At 70.0% G+C, this 16,955-nt stretch carries 21 protein-coding genes and 1 tRNA gene; 8 read left to right on the top strand and 14 right to left on the bottom strand.

From position 1 onward, the window contains the following. Positions 1-50: 50 nt before the first annotated feature. The 6 genes from aspS (at position 51) to LPC10_RS20465 (ending at position 6,773) form a co-directional block, all read left to right on the top strand. Positions 51-1,865, top strand: a complete 1,815-nt coding sequence (aspS, locus tag LPC10_RS20490) for an aspartate--tRNA ligase (protein ID WP_231344091.1) — start codon at positions 51-53, stop codon at positions 1,863-1,865. Between the two features lie 44 nt (positions 1,866-1,909). Beyond that, positions 1,910-2,782 (top strand): glycosyltransferase family 2 protein, encoded by an 873-nt coding sequence (locus LPC10_RS20485; RefSeq protein WP_231344090.1) that lies wholly within the window; start codon positions 1,910-1,912, stop codon positions 2,780-2,782. Next, on the top strand, positions 2,782-3,864 hold the full coding sequence (locus LPC10_RS20480; protein WP_231347104.1) for an acyltransferase: 1,083 nt from the start codon (positions 2,782-2,784) through the stop codon (positions 3,862-3,864). Before LPC10_RS20485 ends, LPC10_RS20480 begins: the two co-directional genes overlap by 1 nt. A 191-nt stretch (positions 3,865-4,055) precedes the next feature. Beyond that, on the top strand, positions 4,056-4,271 hold the full coding sequence (locus LPC10_RS20475; RefSeq protein ID WP_231344089.1) for a ferredoxin: 216 nt from the start codon (positions 4,056-4,058) through the stop codon (positions 4,269-4,271). Beyond that, positions 4,268-5,530, top strand: coding sequence for an NAD(P)/FAD-dependent oxidoreductase (locus LPC10_RS20470; RefSeq protein WP_231344088.1), 1,263 nt, complete (start codon positions 4,268-4,270; stop codon positions 5,528-5,530). The genes LPC10_RS20475 and LPC10_RS20470 overlap by 4 nt, the downstream gene beginning before the upstream one ends. Before the next feature lie 4 nt (positions 5,531-5,534). Further along, entirely contained in the window at positions 5,535-6,773 is a 1,239-nt protein-coding gene (locus tag LPC10_RS20465; RefSeq protein WP_231344087.1) for a cytochrome P450, read from the top strand. Between the two features lie 172 nt (positions 6,774-6,945). Here the strand turns inward: LPC10_RS20465 and rplA are convergent, their stop codons facing one another. The 7 genes from rplA to LPC10_RS20430 form a co-directional block, all read right to left on the bottom strand. After that, positions 6,946-7,644 carry a 50S ribosomal protein L1 gene (gene rplA, locus LPC10_RS20460; protein WP_012456183.1) on the bottom strand — a complete coding sequence of 233 codons (699 nt, stop codon included), beginning with the start codon at positions 7,642-7,644 and terminating at the stop codon, positions 6,946-6,948. A gap of 11 nt (positions 7,645-7,655) precedes the next feature. Next, a complete protein-coding gene (gene rplK / locus LPC10_RS20455) occupies positions 7,656-8,105 on the bottom strand; it encodes a 50S ribosomal protein L11 (protein WP_003597508.1) in 450 nt (149 codons plus the stop codon). 233 nt (positions 8,106-8,338) lie between these two features. Next, on the bottom strand, positions 8,339-8,872 hold the full coding sequence (nusG, locus tag LPC10_RS20450) for a transcription termination/antitermination protein NusG (RefSeq protein ID WP_003597503.1): 534 nt from the start codon (positions 8,870-8,872) through the stop codon (positions 8,339-8,341). Between the two features lie 44 nt (positions 8,873-8,916). Continuing rightward, complete coding sequence (gene secE, locus LPC10_RS20445; RefSeq protein WP_108941731.1) at positions 8,917-9,219, bottom strand: preprotein translocase subunit SecE; 303 nt, start codon at positions 9,217-9,219, stop codon at positions 8,917-8,919. A gap of 176 nt (positions 9,220-9,395) precedes the next feature. Next, positions 9,396-9,472: transfer RNA gene (locus tag LPC10_RS20440), tRNA-Trp, on the bottom strand. Between the two features lie 76 nt (positions 9,473-9,548). After that, positions 9,549-10,127 carry an RNA 2',3'-cyclic phosphodiesterase gene (gene thpR / locus LPC10_RS20435; RefSeq protein WP_231344085.1) on the bottom strand — a complete coding sequence of 193 codons (579 nt, stop codon included), beginning with the start codon at positions 10,125-10,127 and terminating at the stop codon, positions 9,549-9,551. 2 nt (positions 10,128-10,129) lie between these two features. Continuing rightward, positions 10,130-10,780, bottom strand: a complete 651-nt coding sequence (locus LPC10_RS20430) for an arylesterase (RefSeq protein WP_231344084.1) — start codon at positions 10,778-10,780, stop codon at positions 10,130-10,132. 201 nt (positions 10,781-10,981) lie between these two features. Between LPC10_RS20430 and LPC10_RS20425 the strand changes: the two genes are divergently transcribed. After that, the gene (locus tag LPC10_RS20425) at positions 10,982-11,674 is read left to right on the top strand and encodes an ABC transporter ATP-binding protein (RefSeq protein ID WP_231344083.1); all 693 of its coding nucleotides are present in this window, start codon (positions 10,982-10,984) and stop codon (positions 11,672-11,674) included. Between the two features lie 111 nt (positions 11,675-11,785). Here LPC10_RS20425 and LPC10_RS20420 read toward each other — a convergent pair whose 3' ends face one another. The 7 genes from LPC10_RS20420 to LPC10_RS20390 form a co-directional block, all read right to left on the bottom strand. Beyond that, positions 11,786-11,983 carry a hypothetical protein gene (locus LPC10_RS20420; RefSeq protein ID WP_108941729.1) on the bottom strand — a complete coding sequence of 66 codons (198 nt, stop codon included), beginning with the start codon at positions 11,981-11,983 and terminating at the stop codon, positions 11,786-11,788. Positions 11,984-12,140: 157 nt separating this feature from the next. Beyond that, positions 12,141-12,812: an HAD family hydrolase gene (locus LPC10_RS20415; protein ID WP_231344082.1), complete on the bottom strand. Its 672-nt coding sequence runs from the start codon at positions 12,810-12,812 to the stop codon at positions 12,141-12,143. Positions 12,813-12,827: 15 nt separating this feature from the next. Then, on the bottom strand, positions 12,828-13,115 hold the full coding sequence (locus LPC10_RS20410) for a hypothetical protein (protein ID WP_231344081.1): 288 nt from the start codon (positions 13,113-13,115) through the stop codon (positions 12,828-12,830). Positions 13,116-13,317: 202 nt separating this feature from the next. Further along, positions 13,318-13,707 carry a DUF2934 domain-containing protein gene (locus LPC10_RS20405; RefSeq protein ID WP_231344080.1) on the bottom strand — a complete coding sequence of 130 codons (390 nt, stop codon included), beginning with the start codon at positions 13,705-13,707 and terminating at the stop codon, positions 13,318-13,320. 62 nt (positions 13,708-13,769) lie between these two features. Next, positions 13,770-14,042, bottom strand: coding sequence for a hypothetical protein (locus LPC10_RS20400; RefSeq protein WP_231344079.1), 273 nt, complete (start codon positions 14,040-14,042; stop codon positions 13,770-13,772). A 169-nt stretch (positions 14,043-14,211) separates the two neighbouring features. Then, entirely contained in the window at positions 14,212-14,616 is a 405-nt protein-coding gene (locus LPC10_RS20395) for a hypothetical protein (protein WP_133089237.1), read from the bottom strand. A 666-nt stretch (positions 14,617-15,282) separates the two neighbouring features. Beyond that, positions 15,283-16,149: an outer membrane protein gene (locus tag LPC10_RS20390; RefSeq protein WP_231344078.1), complete on the bottom strand. Its 867-nt coding sequence runs from the start codon at positions 16,147-16,149 to the stop codon at positions 15,283-15,285. Positions 16,150-16,492: 343 nt separating this feature from the next. Between LPC10_RS20390 and LPC10_RS20385 the strand changes: the two genes are divergently transcribed. Further along, a complete protein-coding gene (locus LPC10_RS20385) occupies positions 16,493-16,720 on the top strand; it encodes a hypothetical protein (protein WP_231344077.1) in 228 nt (75 codons plus the stop codon). Positions 16,721-16,955: the final 235 nt, after the last annotated feature.

Raw genomic sequence — 16,955 nt, 5'->3', positions numbered from 1 at the left:
ACTTCACCCGCCTCCCGTGAATGGTGCCGGCTCACTCAAAAGAGCCCGCCATGCACCGTTACCGTTCCCATACCTGTGGGGCGCTCCGCCCGTCCGATGTCGGGCAGACCGTCCGCCTGTCCGGCTGGTGCCACCGCATTCGCGACCACGGTGGCGTGCTCTTCATCGACCTGCGCGACCATTACGGCCTGACGCAGTGCGTGATCGATTCCGACTCGCCCGCCTTCAAGGCGGCCGAGACCGCGCGCTCCGAGTGGGTGATCCGCATCGACGGCCGGGTGCGCACCCGGCCCGCGGGCACCGAGAACGCCGAGCTGCCGACCGGCGCGGTCGAGGTCTATATCGACGACCTCGAAGTGCTGGGCCCCGCGGGCGAGCTGCCGCTGCCCGTCTTCGGCGACCAGGAATACCCGGAGGAGACCCGGCTCAAGTACCGCTTCCTCGATCTGCGCCGGGAGAAGCTGCACGCCAACATCATGAAGCGCGGCGCGATCGTGGATTCGCTCCGCCGCCGCATGCGCGAGGGCGGGTTCTTCGAGTTCCAGACGCCGATCCTGACCGCCTCCTCGCCGGAGGGCGCGCGCGACTACCTCGTGCCGTCCCGCGTGCACCCCGGAAAGTTCTACGCGCTGCCGCAGGCGCCGCAGCAGTTCAAGCAGCTGACGATGATCGCGGGCTTCGACCGCTACTTCCAGATCGCGCCCTGCTTCCGCGATGAGGACGCCCGCGCCGACCGCAGCCCGGGCGAGTTCTACCAGCTCGACATCGAGATGAGCTTCGTCACGCAAGAAGACGTGTTCCAGGCGGTGGAACCCGTGCTGCGCGGCGTGTTCGAGGAGTTCGCCGGCGGCAAGCGCGTGACGAAGGAGTTCCCGCGCATCACCTACGCCGACGCGATGCTGAAATACGGCGTCGACAAGCCGGACCTGCGCAACCCGCTGATCATCGCCGACGTCACCGACGCGTTCGCCGACGACGCGGTGGAGTTCAAGGCGTTCAAGGGCGTCATCAAGTCGGGCGGCGTGGTGCGCGCCATCCCCGCCACCGGGGCGGCCGGCCAGCCGCGCTCGTTCTTCGACAAGCTGAACGACTGGGCCCGCTCGGAAGGCGCGCCGGGGCTCGGCTACATCGTGTTCGAGGAGGAGGGCGGGGCGCTCACCGGCAAGGGGCCGATCGCCAAGTTCATTCCGCCTGAGATCCAGGCCCGGATCGCCGAGAAGGCCGGCGCCAAGGCGGGCGACGCGGTGTTCTTCGCCGCCGGCACCGAGGCGAAGGCGGCCGCGCTCGCCGGCAAGGCGCGCATCCGCATCGGCGACGAGCTGAAGCTCTCCGACACCGACCAGTTCGCCTTCTGCTGGGTCGTCGACTTCCCGATGTACGAGTGGAACGAAGAAGACAAGAAGATCGACTTCTCCCACAACCCGTTCTCGATGCCGAACTATGATCGCGAGGACTTCCTCGCGCTGGGCGACGGAGATTCGGAAAAAATCCTCGGGATCAAGGCGTTCCAGTACGACATCGTCTGCAACGGCATCGAGCTGTCGTCCGGCGCGATCCGGAACCATCGCCCCGACGTGATGGAGAAGGCGTTCGCCATCGCCGGCTACGGCCGGGACGTGCTGGAGGAGAAGTTCGGCGGCATGCTGAATGCGCTCCGCCTCGGCGCCCCGCCGCACGGCGGCATCGCGCCGGGGGTCGACCGCATCGTCATGCTGCTGTGCGAGGAGCCGAACATCCGCGAGGTCGTGCTGTTCCCGATGAACCAGCGCGCCGAGGATCTGATGATGGGCGCCCCCGCCGAGGCGACGGCCAAGCAGCTCCGCGAGCTGCACATCCGCCTCAACCTGCCCGAGAAGAAGGGGTGAGGCAGCCGACCAACCCTCCCCCCTCTGCGGGGGAGGGGAGCGGGATGGAGGCTCTCTCCGCCATCGTCGTGGCCCACGACAGCGCGGACGCCCTGCCCGCCTGCCTCGCGGCGCTCGCGCGCGAAGGCGTTCCGGCGATCGTCGTCGACAATGCCAGCCGCGACGGCTCGGTCGCGGTGGCGCGGACCCACGGCGCGCGCGTGATCGCAAACCCCCGCAACGAGGGCTACGGGCGGGCCAACAACATCGGCGTGCGCGCCGCGGACGGGGCACGCCACGTCCTCATCCTCAACCCCGACCTCGTGCTGCAGCCGGGCGCCGCCGCCGCGCTGCTCGCTGCGGCGCAAGCCTGGCCCGAGGCCGGCTTGCTGGCGCCGCGCATCCACGAGCCGGACGGGCGCTTCTTCTACCAGCCGCGCTCGCTGCTCGCGCCCTACCTCACCAACCCGAAGGGCCGGCTGGCGCTCCCCGAGGGCGATGCCTGCGCCCCGTTCCTGTCCGGCGCCTGCCTGATGATCGAGCGCGCCCTCTTCCTCGAACTCGGCGGCTTCGACGAGAACATCTTCCTATTCTACGAGGACGACGACCTCTGCCGCCGGGTGGCCGATGCGGGCCGCGCGCTCATCCACGTCCACGGCGCGGTAGCGCTTCACGGGCGCGGGCGTTCCTCGGCCCCGGCGCCGGGCCGGGTGTTTCGCACCCGCTGGCACCAAGCGTGGTCGCGGGCCTATGTCTCGAAAAAATACGGCCTGCCCGATCCGAGCCCCGGCATGCTCGCCACCAACGCGCCGAAGGCGGCTTTGTCCGCCCTCGCCTTCCGGCGCTCGGGGCTGGAGCGCTACGGCGGCTCGGCGGCCGGCGCGCTCGCCGCCCTGCGCGGGCAGAGCGCACTGGCGCGCGAGGGATTGTCACCGTGATCCGCCCGTTCGCCGGTCCGACCGTCGCCGAGGCGCTGGCGCGCCCGCATAACGGCTTCTCCGCGTTGCGGCTGGCGCTCGCCCTGATGGTGGTGGTCTCGCACGCCTTCAGCGTCGTCTCCGGTCACGGGGCCGACGAGCCGCTGGCCCGGTCCACCGGCTTCTCGCTCGGCGAGCACGCGGTGAACGGCTTCTTCGCCGTCTCGGGCTTCCTCGTCACCATGAGCTACGACCGGCGCGGCTGGCGCGACTACGCCATCGCCCGCTCCTTGCGAATCCTACCGGGGCTGGTGGCCGCGACGCTGGCGGTGTCGCTGCTGCTCGGCGGCGCCCTCACCCGGCTGCCGCTCGCCGAGTACCTCGCCTCACCCGAGCTGTGGCGCTTCGTGCGCGGTACGCTCCTGTCCTTCAAGAGCAATGCCAGCCTGCCCGGCGTGTTCGAGGCGAATCCGCTGCGCAGCCCGCTCGGCACGGTCTGGACCCTCAAATACGAGACGATCTGCTATGTCGGCGTCCTCGTCATCGGATTGTGCGGCCTGCTGCGGCGGCGCTGGGCCGTGCCGGCGCTCACCGCCGCACTGGCCCTGACCCTGGCGGGGCTGGAAGCCGTCCGGCCGGATATGTCGAAGGGGACCGAGACCGCCCTGCGGCTCCCGCTGATCTTCGCCTTCGGCGCCTGCCTCTACCTGTGGCGCGATCACGTGCGTCTCGCCGCTTGGCCGCTGCTCGGCCTCGCCGCCGCCTTGCTGCTCCAGGGCCACGCCCCCGCCCGGACGCTGCTGTTCCTCTCCGAGAGCTACGCGGCGATCTGGCTCGCCTTCCTTCCGGCGCTGGCCCGCCCAGCCCTCGATCCACCGGCCGATCTCTCCTACGGCGTCTATCTCTACGGCTGGCCGATCCAGCAGAGCCTACACGCGCTGTTTCCCGCCGCCTCGGCCGTCGCGCTGCTGCCGCCCGCCCTCGGCCTCGCGGGGCTCGTCGCGGCGCTCTCCTGGTACACGATCGAGAAGCCGGCCCTGCGCCTGAAGGCGCGGGCGCTCGGGCGCCGGACGCTCGGCACCATCGAACCCGCCGCCCCCTGACGACGCCCTCTTGACGCAGGATTGATCCCAATCGCGGCCTGGAGCGTTTCCCGCTCCGCGGACCAGGGTGCGGCCGTCGGGATGGGGGCGTCGGGCCGCCGTGGTGAGCGGATTTCCTCGCTCGACCGCCCACGTCGGCCGCCCTCCGGCCGCGCAACCCTTGTCTAGTCAGGCGGAGCGAAATCCTCCTCATGAAGGTCGTCGTGGATCTCAACCGTTGCCAGGCGTACGCGCAGTGCCTCTACGCCGCGCCGGGCCACTTCGCCCTGCACGGGCGCGAAGCGCTGGTCTACGACCCCTCCCCCGACGAGTCCGCGCGGGCCGAGATCCAGCGGGCGGTCCACGCCTGCCCGGTGCGGGCCATCACCGCCTCTCCCGACGACACCAGCGCCGGAGAGGCGGCGTGACGACCCCGCCCGAACGCATCGTCATCGTCGGCGCCTCGTTGGCGGGCCTGACCGCGGCGCACGCCCTGCGTGAGCGGGGCTTCACCGGCGCCCTCACCCTGGTCGGCGACGAGCCGCACCCGCCCTACGACCGGCCGCCGCTCTCCAAGCAGGTCCTGCGCGGGCTCTATTCCGCCGACACCACCCTGCCCTGCCCGCCCGATCTAGGCGCGGACTTGCGCCTCGGCCGGCCGGCGACCCGGCTCGACCTGTCCGAGCGCGTCGTCGAACTCGGCGACGGCACCCGCCTGCCCTACGACCGCCTGCTGATCGCCACCGGCACCCGCGCGCGGCCCTGGCCCAACCCCGAGGAAGCGGCGTTGGCCGGCGTCTTCACCCTGCGCGGCCGCGACGATGCCGAGCGGCTCGGGGAGCGCCTGCGCGCCAAGCCGCACCGCGTCGTCCTCGCCGGCGGCGGCTTCATCGGCTTCGAGGTCGCCTCGACCTGCCGCGATCTCGACCTCCCGGTCACGCTCTTGGTGCGCGATGCGGTGCCGCTCGCCGCGGCTTTGGGCCCCCGCCTCGGCGGCCTGATCGGCGACGTGGCGCGCGAGCGAGGCGTCGACCTACGCCTCGAATCCGAGATCGAGCGGATGGAGGCGCAGGACGGGCGTCTCGCAGCCGTCGTCCTGAAGGACGGCGAGCGGATCGAGACCGACTGCCTCCTCGCGGCGATCGGGACGCTGCGCAACGTCGAGTGGCTGGAAGGCTCCGGCGTGGAAGCCGATGCCAAGGGCCTGCGCTGCGACGCCTTCTGCCGCACCTTACGCGCGGACGGCCGTGTCGCCGAGGGCGTGTTCGCCGCGGGCGACGTCGCCCGTTGGCCGAATCCGCACGACGACGACGCCCTGGTGGCGGTCGAGCACTGGGGCAATGCGCGGGCGCAGGCCGAGACCGCGGCCGCCAACATGCTGGCGGGCGACGCCTCGGCGATGCGCCGCCACGACCACCTGCCCGATTTCTGGTCGCAGCAATTCGGTCTGACGATCAAGCTCGTCGGCCTCGCGGCCGGTGCAGACAGCTTCGCCGTGATGCACGGCGCGCTCGAAGAGCGCCGCTTCCTGGCCGCCTTCGGCCGGGACGGCCGCACCATCGCCGCCGCCTCGATCGACAGCGCCCGCTGGCTGCCCGCCTACAAGGCCGCGATCCGCGAGCGCGCGTCCTTCCCGCCGATCACCGACGCCGTCGATCAGCCTCGCATCCGTGTGCAGGAGCCCTAATCCCGTGAGCGGAAGCACGCTGTTCGAACAGATCCTCGACCCCGCCCACCGGGCGAACCCCTACCCGCTCTACGCGGAGATGCGGAAGGTGCCCGTCGCGCGGCAGGAGGACGGCACTTACGTCGTCAGCACCCATGCCGAGCTGGCGCGGCTGATCTCCGACCCGCGGATCAGCTCGGACGACCTGCCCGACCCGCAAAAGTTCCGCTGGACCGGCAACCCGGTCACCGACCTGCTGGTGCGGCCGGTGCGGGCCGAGATCCGCAAGCGCCACCGCCCCTTCATCTTCCGCGACCCGCCCGACCACGACCGCCTGCGGGGCCAAGTGATGCGCTGTTTCACCCCTGAGCGGGTGCGCGGCATGCGCGCGAAGACGCAAGAGATCACCGACGACCTGATCGGCAAGATGCGGGGCAAGACCTGCATCGATCTTGTCGATGACTTCTCGTATCCGCTGCCCGTCACGGTAATCTGCGAATTGCTCGGCGTGCCGCCGGAGGATGAGGCGCAGTTCCACGGCTGGGCGACGCAGCTCGCGACCGCGCTCGAGCCGAACCGGCGCGACGACGAAGAGACGAGGGCCAAGAACGAGGTCTGCTTCACCGAGATCGCCGACTACCTCCAGGGGCTGATCAAGGCGAAGCGCAAGGACCGCCAGGAGGACATCCTCTCGGATCTGGCGAAAGACAGCGACGGGATGAACGATTTCGACCTGATCGCCACCGCCGTGCTGCTCCTGGTGGCGGGTCACGAGACCACGGTGAACCTGATCACCAACGGTATGCTGACGCTGCTGCGCTTCCCCGAGCATTGGGAGCGCCTGCGCGCCGAGCCCGGGATCGCGCCGCGGCTGATCGAGGAGCTTCTGCGCTACGAGCCGCCGGTCCAGTACCGGACCCGGCTGGCACTGACCGACATCACGGTCGGCGGGATCACCATCCCGAAGGACGCGCCGGTGATCTTTCTGCTGGCGGCGGCCAACCGCGATCCGGCCCGCTTTCCCGATCCCGACCGCTTCGATCCCGACCGGCCCGACAACCGCCATCTCGGCTTCGGTGGCGGGCTGCATTACTGCGTCGGCGCGCCCTTGGCGCGGATCGAGGCGGAGGTGGCTTTGGTCAGCCTCGTGCGGCGCTTGAAGGGCGCGTCCCTAGTCGAGGACCCGCCGCCCTACCGGCCCGGTGCTTCGCTGCGCGGGCCGCGGCACCTGAAGCTGGCGCTGGAGGACGTGACGGAGGGGTGATCGCCGGCCGTCACGGCGAGCGGAGCGAAGCAGTCCAGGGCACTGCCCTCTCCGAAAAGGTCGCGCCGCTGGATCGCTTCGGCTTCGCCTCGCGATGACGGTCACCAGCCAAACGAAAAGCGCCCGGCCTTTCGGCCGGGCGCTTTCCTGAAACGTCCCTGCGGAACGCGTCTTACGCGGTCAGCACCGTGGAGGGCTCGACCTTCACACCCGGACCCATCGTCGAGGTGACGGCGATGCGCTGGATGTAGGTGCCCTTGGCGCCGGCGGGCTTCGCCTTGGCGACCGCATCGGCGAAGGCCTTGATGTTCTCAACGAGCTTCTGCTCATCGAAGGACACCTTGCCGACGCCGGCGTGGATGATGCCGGCCTTCTCGACGCGGAACTCGACCGCACCGCCCTTGGCGGCGGCGACCGCGCCCTTCACGTCCATGGTGACGGTGCCGACCTTCGGGTTCGGCATCAGGCCGCGCGGGCCCAGCACCTTACCGAGACGGCCGACCAGCGGCATCAGGTCCGGGGTCGCGATGCAGCGATCGAACTCGATCTTGCCGCCCTGGACGATCTCAAGGAGATCCTCGGCGCCGACGATGTCGGCACCCGCCGCCTTGGCGTCGTCCGCCTTGGCGCCGCGAGCGAAGACCGCCACGCGGACCGTCCGGCCGGAGCCGTTCGGCAGGTTGCAGACGCCGCGGACCATCTGGTCGGCGTGGCGCGGGTCGACGCCGAGATTCATCGAGATCTCGACGGTCTCATCGAACTTGGCCGAAGCCTTCGACTTCACCAGCTTGATCGCCTCGTCGATGGCGTAGAGCTTGGTCGGCTCCAGACCCTCGCGGGCGGCGCGGATGCGCTTTCCTTCGCGTGCCATATCGCCCTCCCTTACGCGACGACTTCGAGGCCCATGGCTCGCGCGGAGCCACGGATCATCGCGACCGCCGCATCGACGGAGTCGCAGTTGAGGTCGGGCATCTTCTTCTCGGCGATCTCGCGAAGCTGGGCTTCGGTGATCTTGCCGACGGTCGGGCCCTTGCCCGGGGTCTTCGAGCCGGAAGCCGGCTTCTTGCCGATCTTCAGGCCGACAGCCTTCTTCAGGAAGAAGGTGACCGGGGGCTGCTTCATCTCGAAGGTGAAGGAGCGATCCTGATACGCGGTGATGATCACCGGGATCGGGGTGCCCTTCTCCATCTGCGCGGTCTTCGCGTTGAAGGCCTTGCAGAATTCCATGATGTTGAGGCCGCGCTGACCGAGCGCGGGGCCGATCGGCGGCGACGGGTTGGCGGCGCCGGCCGGGACCTGAAGCTTCACGTAGCCCGTGATCTTCTTCGCCATGGGACTGCTCCCAAAAGTTGCGCGTCGCCGGGCTGCCGAGGCACGGACGGACGGGCGGTTGCAGGTCGCGGTGCGATCCGTGGGTCCCGGAGGCGAAGCCGGGCGGATCTCCCGCGGGGTTGTGGCGGTGCTCTCAGGAAAGCATCGCCGTTTCCGGGCCGCGGCTGGGCCGCCGGCCGGGAACATCGAGGATCAGTCGGTCGAGGCCGATCGATCGCGAAATCCGAAGAAAATCAGACCTTCTCGACCTGACCGTATTCCAGCTCGACCGGAGTGGCGCGGCCGAAGATCGACACCGCCACCTTGAGGCGCGAGCGGGCATCGTCGATTTCCTCGACGGTGCCGTTGAAGGAGGCGAAGGGGCCGTCGGAAACGCGGACCGTCTCGCCGATCTCGAAGGAGACCGTGTGCTTCGGGCGGTCAACGCCCTCCTGCACCTGCCCCTTGATGCGCTCGGCCTCGGCGTCCGGGATCGGCACCGGCTTGGCCTTGTCGGCACCGAGGAAGCCGGTGACTTTCGGGGTGTTCTTGATGAGGTGGTAGACCTCGTCGGTCAGGTCGCACTTCACAAGCACGTAGCCGGGGAAGAATTTCCGCTCGGCGTCGACTTTGCGGCCGCGGCGGACTTCGGTGACCTTCTCGGTCGGCACCATGACCTCGTCGAACAGCTCGGTCAGCCCGCGCTGGGCCGCCTGGTCCTTGATGGACTGGGCGACCTTGTTCTCGAAGTTCGAGTAGGCGTGGACGATGTACCAGCGCTTCGACACGGGTCTTCTCAACTCCTCGGCGTCGCAGGGACGCCCGAAAATCCTTAGGCGCCGATCCCGAGGATCAAGCCGACGCCGAAACGCAGCACCTGATCGACGGCGACGAAGAACAGGCTCGCGGCCACCACCATGATGAACACCATCATCGTGGTGACGGTGGTCTCCTTGCGGGTCGGCCACGTGACCTTGCGGGCCTCGTCGCGCACCTGCCCCAGGAACTCCGCCGGGCCGACGCGCTTCGGCGCCGGGCGCACCGGCGGGGTCGCGCGCTGGGGCGGGAGGGGCGCCGCGCCGCGATTGGGTCCGCGCGCCGCGTCGGCTTTCTTGGTCGCTTCGTTCGATGCCATGGCGCAACTGAAACCGGACAGGGCTCCGGGAACCGCCGATCGCGGTGCGAGGACGTTTGTCCCACACCGACAGCATCTGAGGATCTCGGAATGCGCCCGCTCTAGCGCAAGTGATCCGACTTGTCGATGGGGAGGAAAGGATGTGCGGCGAGGCGAAGGCCGGGCCGGATGCGCCGTGGCAGGAGTGGAGGGACTCGAACCCCCAACCCCCGGTTTTGGAGACCGGTGCTCTGACCAGTTGAGCTACACTCCTACGGCGCGCGCGGCGCGGCTCGCGTCATGCCGCAAGCGGCGGCGCAACGCAAGGGCGGAACGTGAGCGGGCTCGAACTACGACCCGTCCGCCCCTTCGTCCGGCTCGAAGGGCCCGCCCCCGAACGGATAGGCCGCCTCGACGAGGTAGGGGCCGCCGCCGCGCGAGGTGCGGGCCGAGTACAGGGCGGCGCGGCGCGCCGTGAAGGTGAGGCGCGGGAACACGCCCGCTTGGGTCAGCGTGCGCGCCACCGCCTCCGGCGTGGCCTCGCGGTTGAGGCGGGCCAGCGTCACGTGGGGCGTGAACTTGCGCCGCTCCGGCGCGGCGCCGGCCCGGCGGGCGATGCGCTCGTGCTCCTCCTGCAGCTCGGTCAATTCCGGGCTCGGCACGACCGAGGCGTAGAGGGCGCGGGGCCGGTCGCCGCCGAAGCTCGCCAGCCCGTCGAGGGCCACGGTGAAGGCCGGGCGCGCCCGCGCTTCCGCCAAGCCCGCATCGAGATCGGCGGCGACGATTTCGTCGATCTCGCCGAGGAAGCGCAGGGTGATGTGGTAATCCGACGGCTCGACCCAGCGCGCGCCGGGCAGGCCGCCGCGGAAGAACGACAGCCGCTCGGCGATGTCCGGCGGGATCTCCAGCCCGGTGAACAGGCGCGGCATCGCTACTGGCCCTTCTGCTCCGGCGTCTGGCCCAGGCGGCCGAGGAAGGTCTCGACGGTGGGGAGGATGCCCGCGACGACCCGTTCGACGCCCTGGGCGGTCGGGTGCAGCCCGTCATCCATGGTGTTGGCGCGCTGGCCCGCCACGCCGTCGAGGAAGAACGGGTAGAGCACGAGGTCGTGCGCCCGCGCGAGGTCGGGATAGATCGCGTCGAAGCGGGTGCGGTACTCGATGCCGAGATTGGGCGCCGCCAGCATGCCGGTGAGCAGCACCGGGATGCCCCGCTCCTTCAATCGCACGATGATCGTCTCCAGCGCCTTGCGTGTCACGGCCGGATCGGTGCCGCGCAGCATATCGTTGGCGCCGAGTTCGAGGATCACCCCTTGCGTGCCGTCCGGCACCGACCAATCGAGCCGGTCGAGCCCGCCGGTGCTGGTGTCGCCCGAGACCCCGGCATTGGCGATCTCGACCCTGTACCCCTTGGCCTTCAGCACCCGCTCCAGCACCGCGGGAAAGGCGGCCTCGGCGGGAAGGCGGTAGCCCGCGGTGAGGCTGTCGCCCAGGGCCACGAGCTTGAGGGGCGGCTGTTCGGCCCGCACGGTGCCGGGCCGCAGGCCAGCGGCGGCGAGCGTGACTGCGGCGAAGAGGAGCATCAGCGCGGCCCTGCGCTCGGGACGGGGAGGCCCCACATCGGGTCCGTCCGCCTCGCGCCGGGCGCCCGCGCGTGACACAAGGCGGGCCACAAACCCGCCGGATCCGGCTTTCGCCTCGTTCGCGTGGTGCAAGACCGTGTCCTTTCGCTCGAACCTGCCCGTGCGGCTCTCAAGCCCTCAGTCCAGATCGGTCGGTGCCTGATGTCGAACAAGGCCGTCTCCCTGTCGCAGATCGAGCTGAGCCTCGGCCGCGGTCCCGCGCGGGTGCATGTCCTGCGCGGCATCTCGCTCGATGTCGAGCGCGGCGAGGCGGTCGGGCTCGTCGGGCCCTCGGGCTCGGGCAAGTCCACCCTGCTCACCGTAATGGCCGGTCTGGAACGGCCCGATACCGGCCGCGTCACCATCGCCGGCACCGATCTGAGCGGTCTCGACGAGGACGGGCTCGCGCGCTTCCGCGGCCGCAACATCGGCATCGTGTTCCAGGCCTTCCACCTCGTGCCGACCATGACCGCGCAGGAGAACGTGGCGCTGCCCCTCGAACTCGCGGGCGCGCCCGATCCGCACGGACGGGCGGCGGCGGAACTGGAGGCGGTGGGGCTCGGTCACCGGCTGCGGCACTACCCGGCGCAGCTCTCCGGCGGCGAGCAGCAGCGGGTGGCGATCGCCCGCGCACTCGCCCCCGATCCGGCGATCCTGGTCGCCGACGAGCCGACCGGCAACCTCGACGAGGCGACGGGGCAGCAGATCGTGGAGCTGCTGTTCGGATTGAAGCGCGACCGCGGTGCGACCCTGGTTCTGGTGACGCACGATCCCGGCCTCGCCCGGCTGTGCGACCGCACCGTGCGCCTGCGCGCCGGCCGGATCGAGGCGCCGGCCCAGGCGCAAGGGGCCTGAAAAAACAAGGCCTTCCGGCACCAACTAAGCACCGGAAGGCCAATGATTCCCGGACGTTAGGGCAGCCCGCTCACGCGCCACTTCAAGCTGCGCGGCAGGACCCCGAAAAAATCAGGCGCTCAGCGGGGCGCCGATTCGGGCGCGGAGCTGGGCCCGCAGATTCTGGTTGGCGGCGCTGCGGTCGGCATCGAGCGCCCACATCAGACGCAGGAGCCGGCTGATCGGCAGAGCCCGGTCCTCGATGGCCTCGGCGACCTGCTGCTGGAGAGATTTCGAGGTCGTCATGAACGTCTCGGCCGTGGTCTGCATGAGTCGCATCCGGAAGCGGGCTCGCCCCCCGCGGGGCGGGCTCTTAAACGGTTCCAAATCGCATGGCCATAGGTTTGCCGGCTCGCAGTTAGCGCTTCCTTGGGGGCTCCCTCCGTCGCTCACAGCTTTTTGACACCGGCTCACCAGCCGTGACGCATCAGGCGAGGGGCGAGCATGCGTAGCCGTCGAGCAGATCCTGGGGATCGCGGTAGATCGCGACGCAGCCAGCCTCTGAGAGCTCGGCCTCGGGGAAGCCGCCGCACAGAACGCCGATCGTCGAAAGTCCAGCACGGGCAGAGGCTTGCGCGTCGTAGGGCGTGTCGCCGACCACCATCACCGCCTGTTTCGGCACGCCGGGGAGCTTGCCCAGCACCGCCTCGAAGATGTCGGGATGGGGCTTGGAGCGCTCGGCATCGTCGGAGGTCGTGACCACATCCACGAGATCGGTGATGCCGAGGATCCGCTGATAGTTCTCAACCTCGTCCGCCTTGCCGGAGGAGGCGAGTGCGACGGTCTGGCCTGCATCGCGGACATGGCTGAGCAGGGCCTGCACCGCGGGGAAGGGCTTAGCCTGCGCGAGATAGGAGCGCTTGAACAGATCGGAGCGGTAGGATTCGATCGCTTCGCCCTCACGGGCGAGCCGCTCCGCATCCACGAAGACCGGCAGCAACTGGTCGCCCCCCTTGCCGATCTGGCGGCGGACCTCTGCTTCCTTCGCTTCGATTCCGAAATGCGCGAAGGCCTCGACCCAGGCGCGGGCGTGCAGGTCAACGCTGTCGAGCAGCGTACCGTCGATGTCGAACACGACGGCCTGGATGCGAGGGCTCATGCAAACGAACCGCTCTCAGCGTGGGAAGAGGTGAAGACCGTCGTCGGGCAGCAGGTTGCGGGCCGGCCCACCGGTCTGCTGGCCACGGCCCTGCTGGTAATAGGGCAGCTCGGGGCGCCGGTCCTGGCCGCTGCCCGAGTCGTATTCCCACGGCGCGTTCCATGGCGCCCGGCCACTTACCGTCGGCACGGCGGGACCGGTGTAGAACGCCTCTCCCGCTCGCATCGGACCCGCCTCGGCGGCGGAGGCCAGCATCGTGCCGAGAAGGGCGACCAAAGCTCCTCGTCCCATCAGCACGCGCATCGCTTGTCCCTCCTCGAACGTCGGGTCACCGGAGCCCGCCCCGCCTGTGGAGCGCAAGGGGAAACGGCCAATCCCGACTCACGTTCCATACCCTTGCCTGTCCTTGCCATGCGTCCCGGCCCCGACGCCGAGCCCTGAAAAAAGCGAAGCCCGCCATCCCCGGAGGACGGCGGGCTCTCGAACCCGGTTCTGTTCGCTGGGCTCAGTGGAGAACGACCGCCTCGGCACCGGCGCGGGACTTGGCCCGGCTGGCGGCCGGCTTGGCCTTGGGGGCGGCCTTGACCGCCTTGGCGGCGGGCTTCTCGGCGGCTTTGGCGACGGTGGCAGCGGGCGCCTTGGCAACCTTGGTCTTGGCCGCCTTGGCGACGCCTGCCAGCGCCGCGGCGGGCGTCTCGGCAACCTTGGCGCGGCTGGCGCGAGGCTTGGCGACCTTGGCCGGAGCGGCGACCACTGCGGCCTCGACCGTCGTCACGCTCTGCCGCAGTTCGGCCTCGGCCTGCAGCCAGTGGGCTTCGGCCCGGCCGAACACCCGGCCCTCGCCTTCCCAGATGTAGTAGGCGCGCTCGCGCACGCTGTTCTCGCACAGCACCATGACGCTCTCCCGAAATCGTCCGACGTGAGGTCGAACGATGGAAGTTCATGGTTAAGGGACGGTTAATCGCGTGTCGCAGCGCGGGAGAGCCGGCGGTGGTTCGCCCGCACCTTGCGGCGGTAGCCAGCCACCACCGCGCCGTGGGACCCGCCCGTGGCGAGCTGCATCGCCGCCTCACCGGCCGCGAACACCTTCTCGCTCACCATGCGCTGCGCCTCCGCCTGGGCCGCGCTGCCGCCGCCGGCGAGCTTGGCCATCCGCAGAGCGATCACCGACTGGGCCTCGAAGGCCAGAAGGGTCGTGTCGAGGCCGAGCTTCCACCACGTCGCGAACATCGAATTGATCCTCCGGTCACCACGCGGCCCCGTGCCGAACGGTCAAAGCAAGCCACGGCCGTGCATGGCCGCGCTTGGAAACGACGCAAAGACATAACAGCGAGCGCTGTCTTATCGAGAGCCTCGTGGGCCGCCACCGTTCGTCGGCGCGGCCGGACGAGGCGGGCGCTCAATCGAAGCTGCGGCCCTTCGCGGCGGAGCCGCCGAGGCTGATCTTGACCTTCTTCGGTTGGGCCGCCGGGGCGCCGCGACCGCGACCGGCCGGCACCTCGATCTCCGGCGCCGCCTGGGTCGGCTTCAGCCGGGACTGACCGTAGATCACCGAACCGATCTCGCCCACGGCCCGGATCAGGTCCTCGCGCTCGCAGGCGCGGGCCACCTTCAGGCCGAGCTGATGCATGTGGCTCTTGCCGTACAGATAGGCGGCGAGCTTGGCCCGCGTCAGCGCCGGGATCGTCTCCAGGATGTAGGGCAGATCGTACTCGTCGGCGCGGTAGACCTCGCCGAGCAGTTCGAGCGAGACCGGGCATTCCGGATCGACGGTCGCGCCGGTGGTCGGGTGGGCCTGGGTCATGGGTCACCTGCGGTCGCTGCAAAGGGCAACGGAGAGGGAGAGGGAGAAGGCGACGAAAGCGGCGAAGGCATGTCGGAGCCCCGCGCCTCCGTCACGGAGGACGGCATGAACGCCTGCAGAGCGGAACGTCCCACCATGCATCCGGTGCAGACCGAGGCGATCGCGATCCGGGCGCGCCGGTCGCTGCGCTCCCAGGCGGATTCACCGCGCGCGCGTCCTGCGGCCAGCGGACCGCCCGTCGGTCCGGCGGCGGCCGCTCCGTCGAGACGGGCTTCCGGGTTTGCGCGGATCCGCAGGTAGAGCGGCTCCTGCGCCCGCGCAACGGCGATCGAACCGCAGAGGATCCCCAGGAGGGCCGCACCACGGACCGCGCTCCACCGCGCCCATGGCGAGGGACGTGCCGAATCTCGTCTCCGCGCGGCGCGTCCGGCCGTGCGGTCCGATCTCATGCCGGTTGTCATGCGGATGCGCGGGTCTCGCCGTGGCGGTTGCGGGCGCCGGTCCTCGCGTCGGGAGGGCCGTGCAGGATCCGCCGGTATGGTCAACAAGACCTTAACGACAGCCTCCGCCTGAGGCGAGGCATCCAACGCGAAAAAGCCCGGCGCGCGGCCGGGCTTTTTCGGGGAGGCCCGGCGGTCCGATGAGGGACCGCCGGAGATCCGGATCTTAGTACGAGCCGAACTTGTAGTTCAGGCCGGCGCGGACGACGGCGAACTCGGTGTCGCGGACCTGCTGGCCACCGCTGACGAGCACGACGCCCGGGCTGGTCACGGTGACCGTGCGGCCCTGGTTGTCCACCGCGAAGGCGCCGCGGCCACCGTTGCCGCGGTCGAGGTTCACGTACAGGCCTTCGACCTTCAGCGTGACGGCCGAGGACTTGAAGAAGTTCAGGAACGAGTCGGTCGGGAGAGCGTACTCGATACCGCCACCCGCGGCCCAGCCGGTCTGGAAGTCGTCGCTCGACACGCCGGTGCCGAACTCACGGCCGCCGCCAGAGCCGTAGGCGAAGCCGCCGGTGCCGTACACGAGGGTGCGGTCGAAGGCGTAGCCGAGGCGGCCGCGGACGGTGCCGAAGAAGTCGAGGCCGGACAGACCGCCCGGATTGAACACCTGCTGCGCGGCCAGCGGGCTGGTCGACAGGAAGCGGTTCCGGTTACGGCCGAAATCGGCGTACTGGGCGTCCGCCTCGACGCCGATCACGACGCCCGAGCCCGGGGTGAACTGGTAGTTGTAGCCGATCTGGCCGCCGCCGACGAAGCCCTCGTTGGACTCGCGGTTGTTGAAGGCGATCACGGCGGTGGTGGGCGGGGGCACGAGGAGCGAGGCCGGGCCGACGCCGATCACGGTCGGGGCGCGGTCGTCCTGGGTGCCGAAGCCGTAACCGGCGTTGAAACCGGCGTAGAAGCCCGTCCAGGTGAAGACCGGCACCGGCTGGAACACCGGGGGCGGCGCGGCGCGGCGCGGCAGGTCGGCGGCCGAGGCGGCAACGGTGGCGGCAATGAGCGCGCTCGAAGCGAGAAGCAGGCTTTTCATCGTGTCGTGTCCTGGTTTGGCGGGAGCCGGTGTTGGTGTGAAGTGGTCCGGGGGTCCGCCCCGGTATCCGTCGCCCTCCTGCGATGGAGCGATGAATGCCACCGAACCCGTCAACGAAAGGTGAAGCTTACCCGGCCGTGAGCACTCGATCAGGATCGATGTGTCATTGCGCACATCGATGGCCCGTCTTGTAGAAATCCCGCAACAGTCAAATCTCGAAGACGAACTGGCCCGCAATACGGTTAACAACCCGTTTGCGAATCTCGTAAGCTGGCATTAACCCTGCTCGGCTGATCCTCCGGCTACCCGGCACCCGCAGCCGGCCCGACGGATTGCACTGTTCATGTCCCTCGATTCCGGCTCGCCCAGACCGCGCGGTCCTCTTGCCTGGTCGATCAAGACGGCGCTGATCGTCGGCCTCGGCGCCACGGCCCTGGCCCACCAGATCGCCAAACCGGCCGCTCCTCCGATCGAGCCCGAGGTGACCGGCTCGATCGGGACCGGCGCACAGGCGATGCGGCTCGATCCGTGCGCACTGCGCGGCAGCCTCGGCCCGACCGCGCGGAACTGACGCGCGCGCACGCGCAGCCGGGACGAAAACGGTGGCTCGGACGCGCCTCTCGGCGATTGCGGGACGCCCGTGACGCACCCGGCCCCGGCCCGTGCGGGAGGCAGCACCGCATGCGCGGTCGATTGACAAGCAGGCCGAGGGGTCTAAGTGTCGCGCGCGTTCGGACGCGTGACGGCGTACCGCGCACGGCTCTCGCGATCATCCGCCGGCGCGAGTTCTGAGCCCCTGATCGGCC

The organism is Methylorubrum sp. B1-46 (assembly GCF_021117295.1).
In the GTDB taxonomy this organism is placed as follows: Bacteria; Pseudomonadota; Alphaproteobacteria; order Rhizobiales; family Beijerinckiaceae; genus Methylobacterium.
Note: the sequence above shows the minus strand (reverse complement) of the source record. Positions and strands in the feature narration are given on the sequence as shown.

What these genes read in the sequence shown, in the direction of transcription:
- LPC10_RS20390 (WP_231344078.1), bottom strand. Translation starts at nt 16,149, where the DNA reads ATGAAAAGCCTGCTTCTCGCTTCGAGCGCGCTCATTGCCGCCACCGTT.
- aspS (WP_231344091.1), top strand. Translation starts at nt 51, where the DNA reads ATGCACCGTTACCGTTCCCATACCTGTGGGGCGCTCCGCCCGTCCGAT.
- LPC10_RS20425 (WP_231344083.1), top strand. Translation starts at nt 10,982, where the DNA reads ATGTCGAACAAGGCCGTCTCCCTGTCGCAGATCGAGCTGAGCCTCGGC.
- LPC10_RS20430 (WP_231344084.1), bottom strand. Translation starts at nt 10,780, where the DNA reads ATGCTCCTCTTCGCCGCAGTCACGCTCGCCGCCGCTGGCCTGCGGCCC.
- LPC10_RS20475 (WP_231344089.1), top strand. Translation starts at nt 4,056, where the DNA reads ATGAAGGTCGTCGTGGATCTCAACCGTTGCCAGGCGTACGCGCAGTGC.
- LPC10_RS20400 (WP_231344079.1), bottom strand. Translation starts at nt 14,042, where the DNA reads ATGTTCGCGACGTGGTGGAAGCTCGGCCTCGACACGACCCTTCTGGCC.
- LPC10_RS20420 (WP_108941729.1), bottom strand. Translation starts at nt 11,983, where the DNA reads ATGCAGACCACGGCCGAGACGTTCATGACGACCTCGAAATCTCTCCAG.
- secE (WP_108941731.1), bottom strand. Translation starts at nt 9,219, where the DNA reads ATGGCATCGAACGAAGCGACCAAGAAAGCCGACGCGGCGCGCGGACCC.
- rplK (WP_003597508.1), bottom strand. Translation starts at nt 8,105, where the DNA reads ATGGCGAAGAAGATCACGGGCTACGTGAAGCTTCAGGTCCCGGCCGGC.
- LPC10_RS20410 (WP_231344081.1), bottom strand. Translation starts at nt 13,115, where the DNA reads ATGCGCGTGCTGATGGGACGAGGAGCTTTGGTCGCCCTTCTCGGCACG.
- LPC10_RS20485 (WP_231344090.1), top strand. Translation starts at nt 1,910, where the DNA reads ATGGAGGCTCTCTCCGCCATCGTCGTGGCCCACGACAGCGCGGACGCC.
- LPC10_RS20395 (WP_133089237.1), bottom strand. Translation starts at nt 14,616, where the DNA reads ATGACCCAGGCCCACCCGACCACCGGCGCGACCGTCGATCCGGAATGC.
- LPC10_RS20385 (WP_231344077.1), top strand. Translation starts at nt 16,493, where the DNA reads ATGTCCCTCGATTCCGGCTCGCCCAGACCGCGCGGTCCTCTTGCCTGG.
- LPC10_RS20415 (WP_231344082.1), bottom strand. Translation starts at nt 12,812, where the DNA reads ATGAGCCCTCGCATCCAGGCCGTCGTGTTCGACATCGACGGTACGCTG.
- thpR (WP_231344085.1), bottom strand. Translation starts at nt 10,127, where the DNA reads ATGCCGCGCCTGTTCACCGGGCTGGAGATCCCGCCGGACATCGCCGAG.
- LPC10_RS20405 (WP_231344080.1), bottom strand. Translation starts at nt 13,707, where the DNA reads ATGGTGCTGTGCGAGAACAGCGTGCGCGAGCGCGCCTACTACATCTGG.
- rplA (WP_012456183.1), bottom strand. Translation starts at nt 7,644, where the DNA reads ATGGCACGCGAAGGAAAGCGCATCCGCGCCGCCCGCGAGGGTCTGGAG.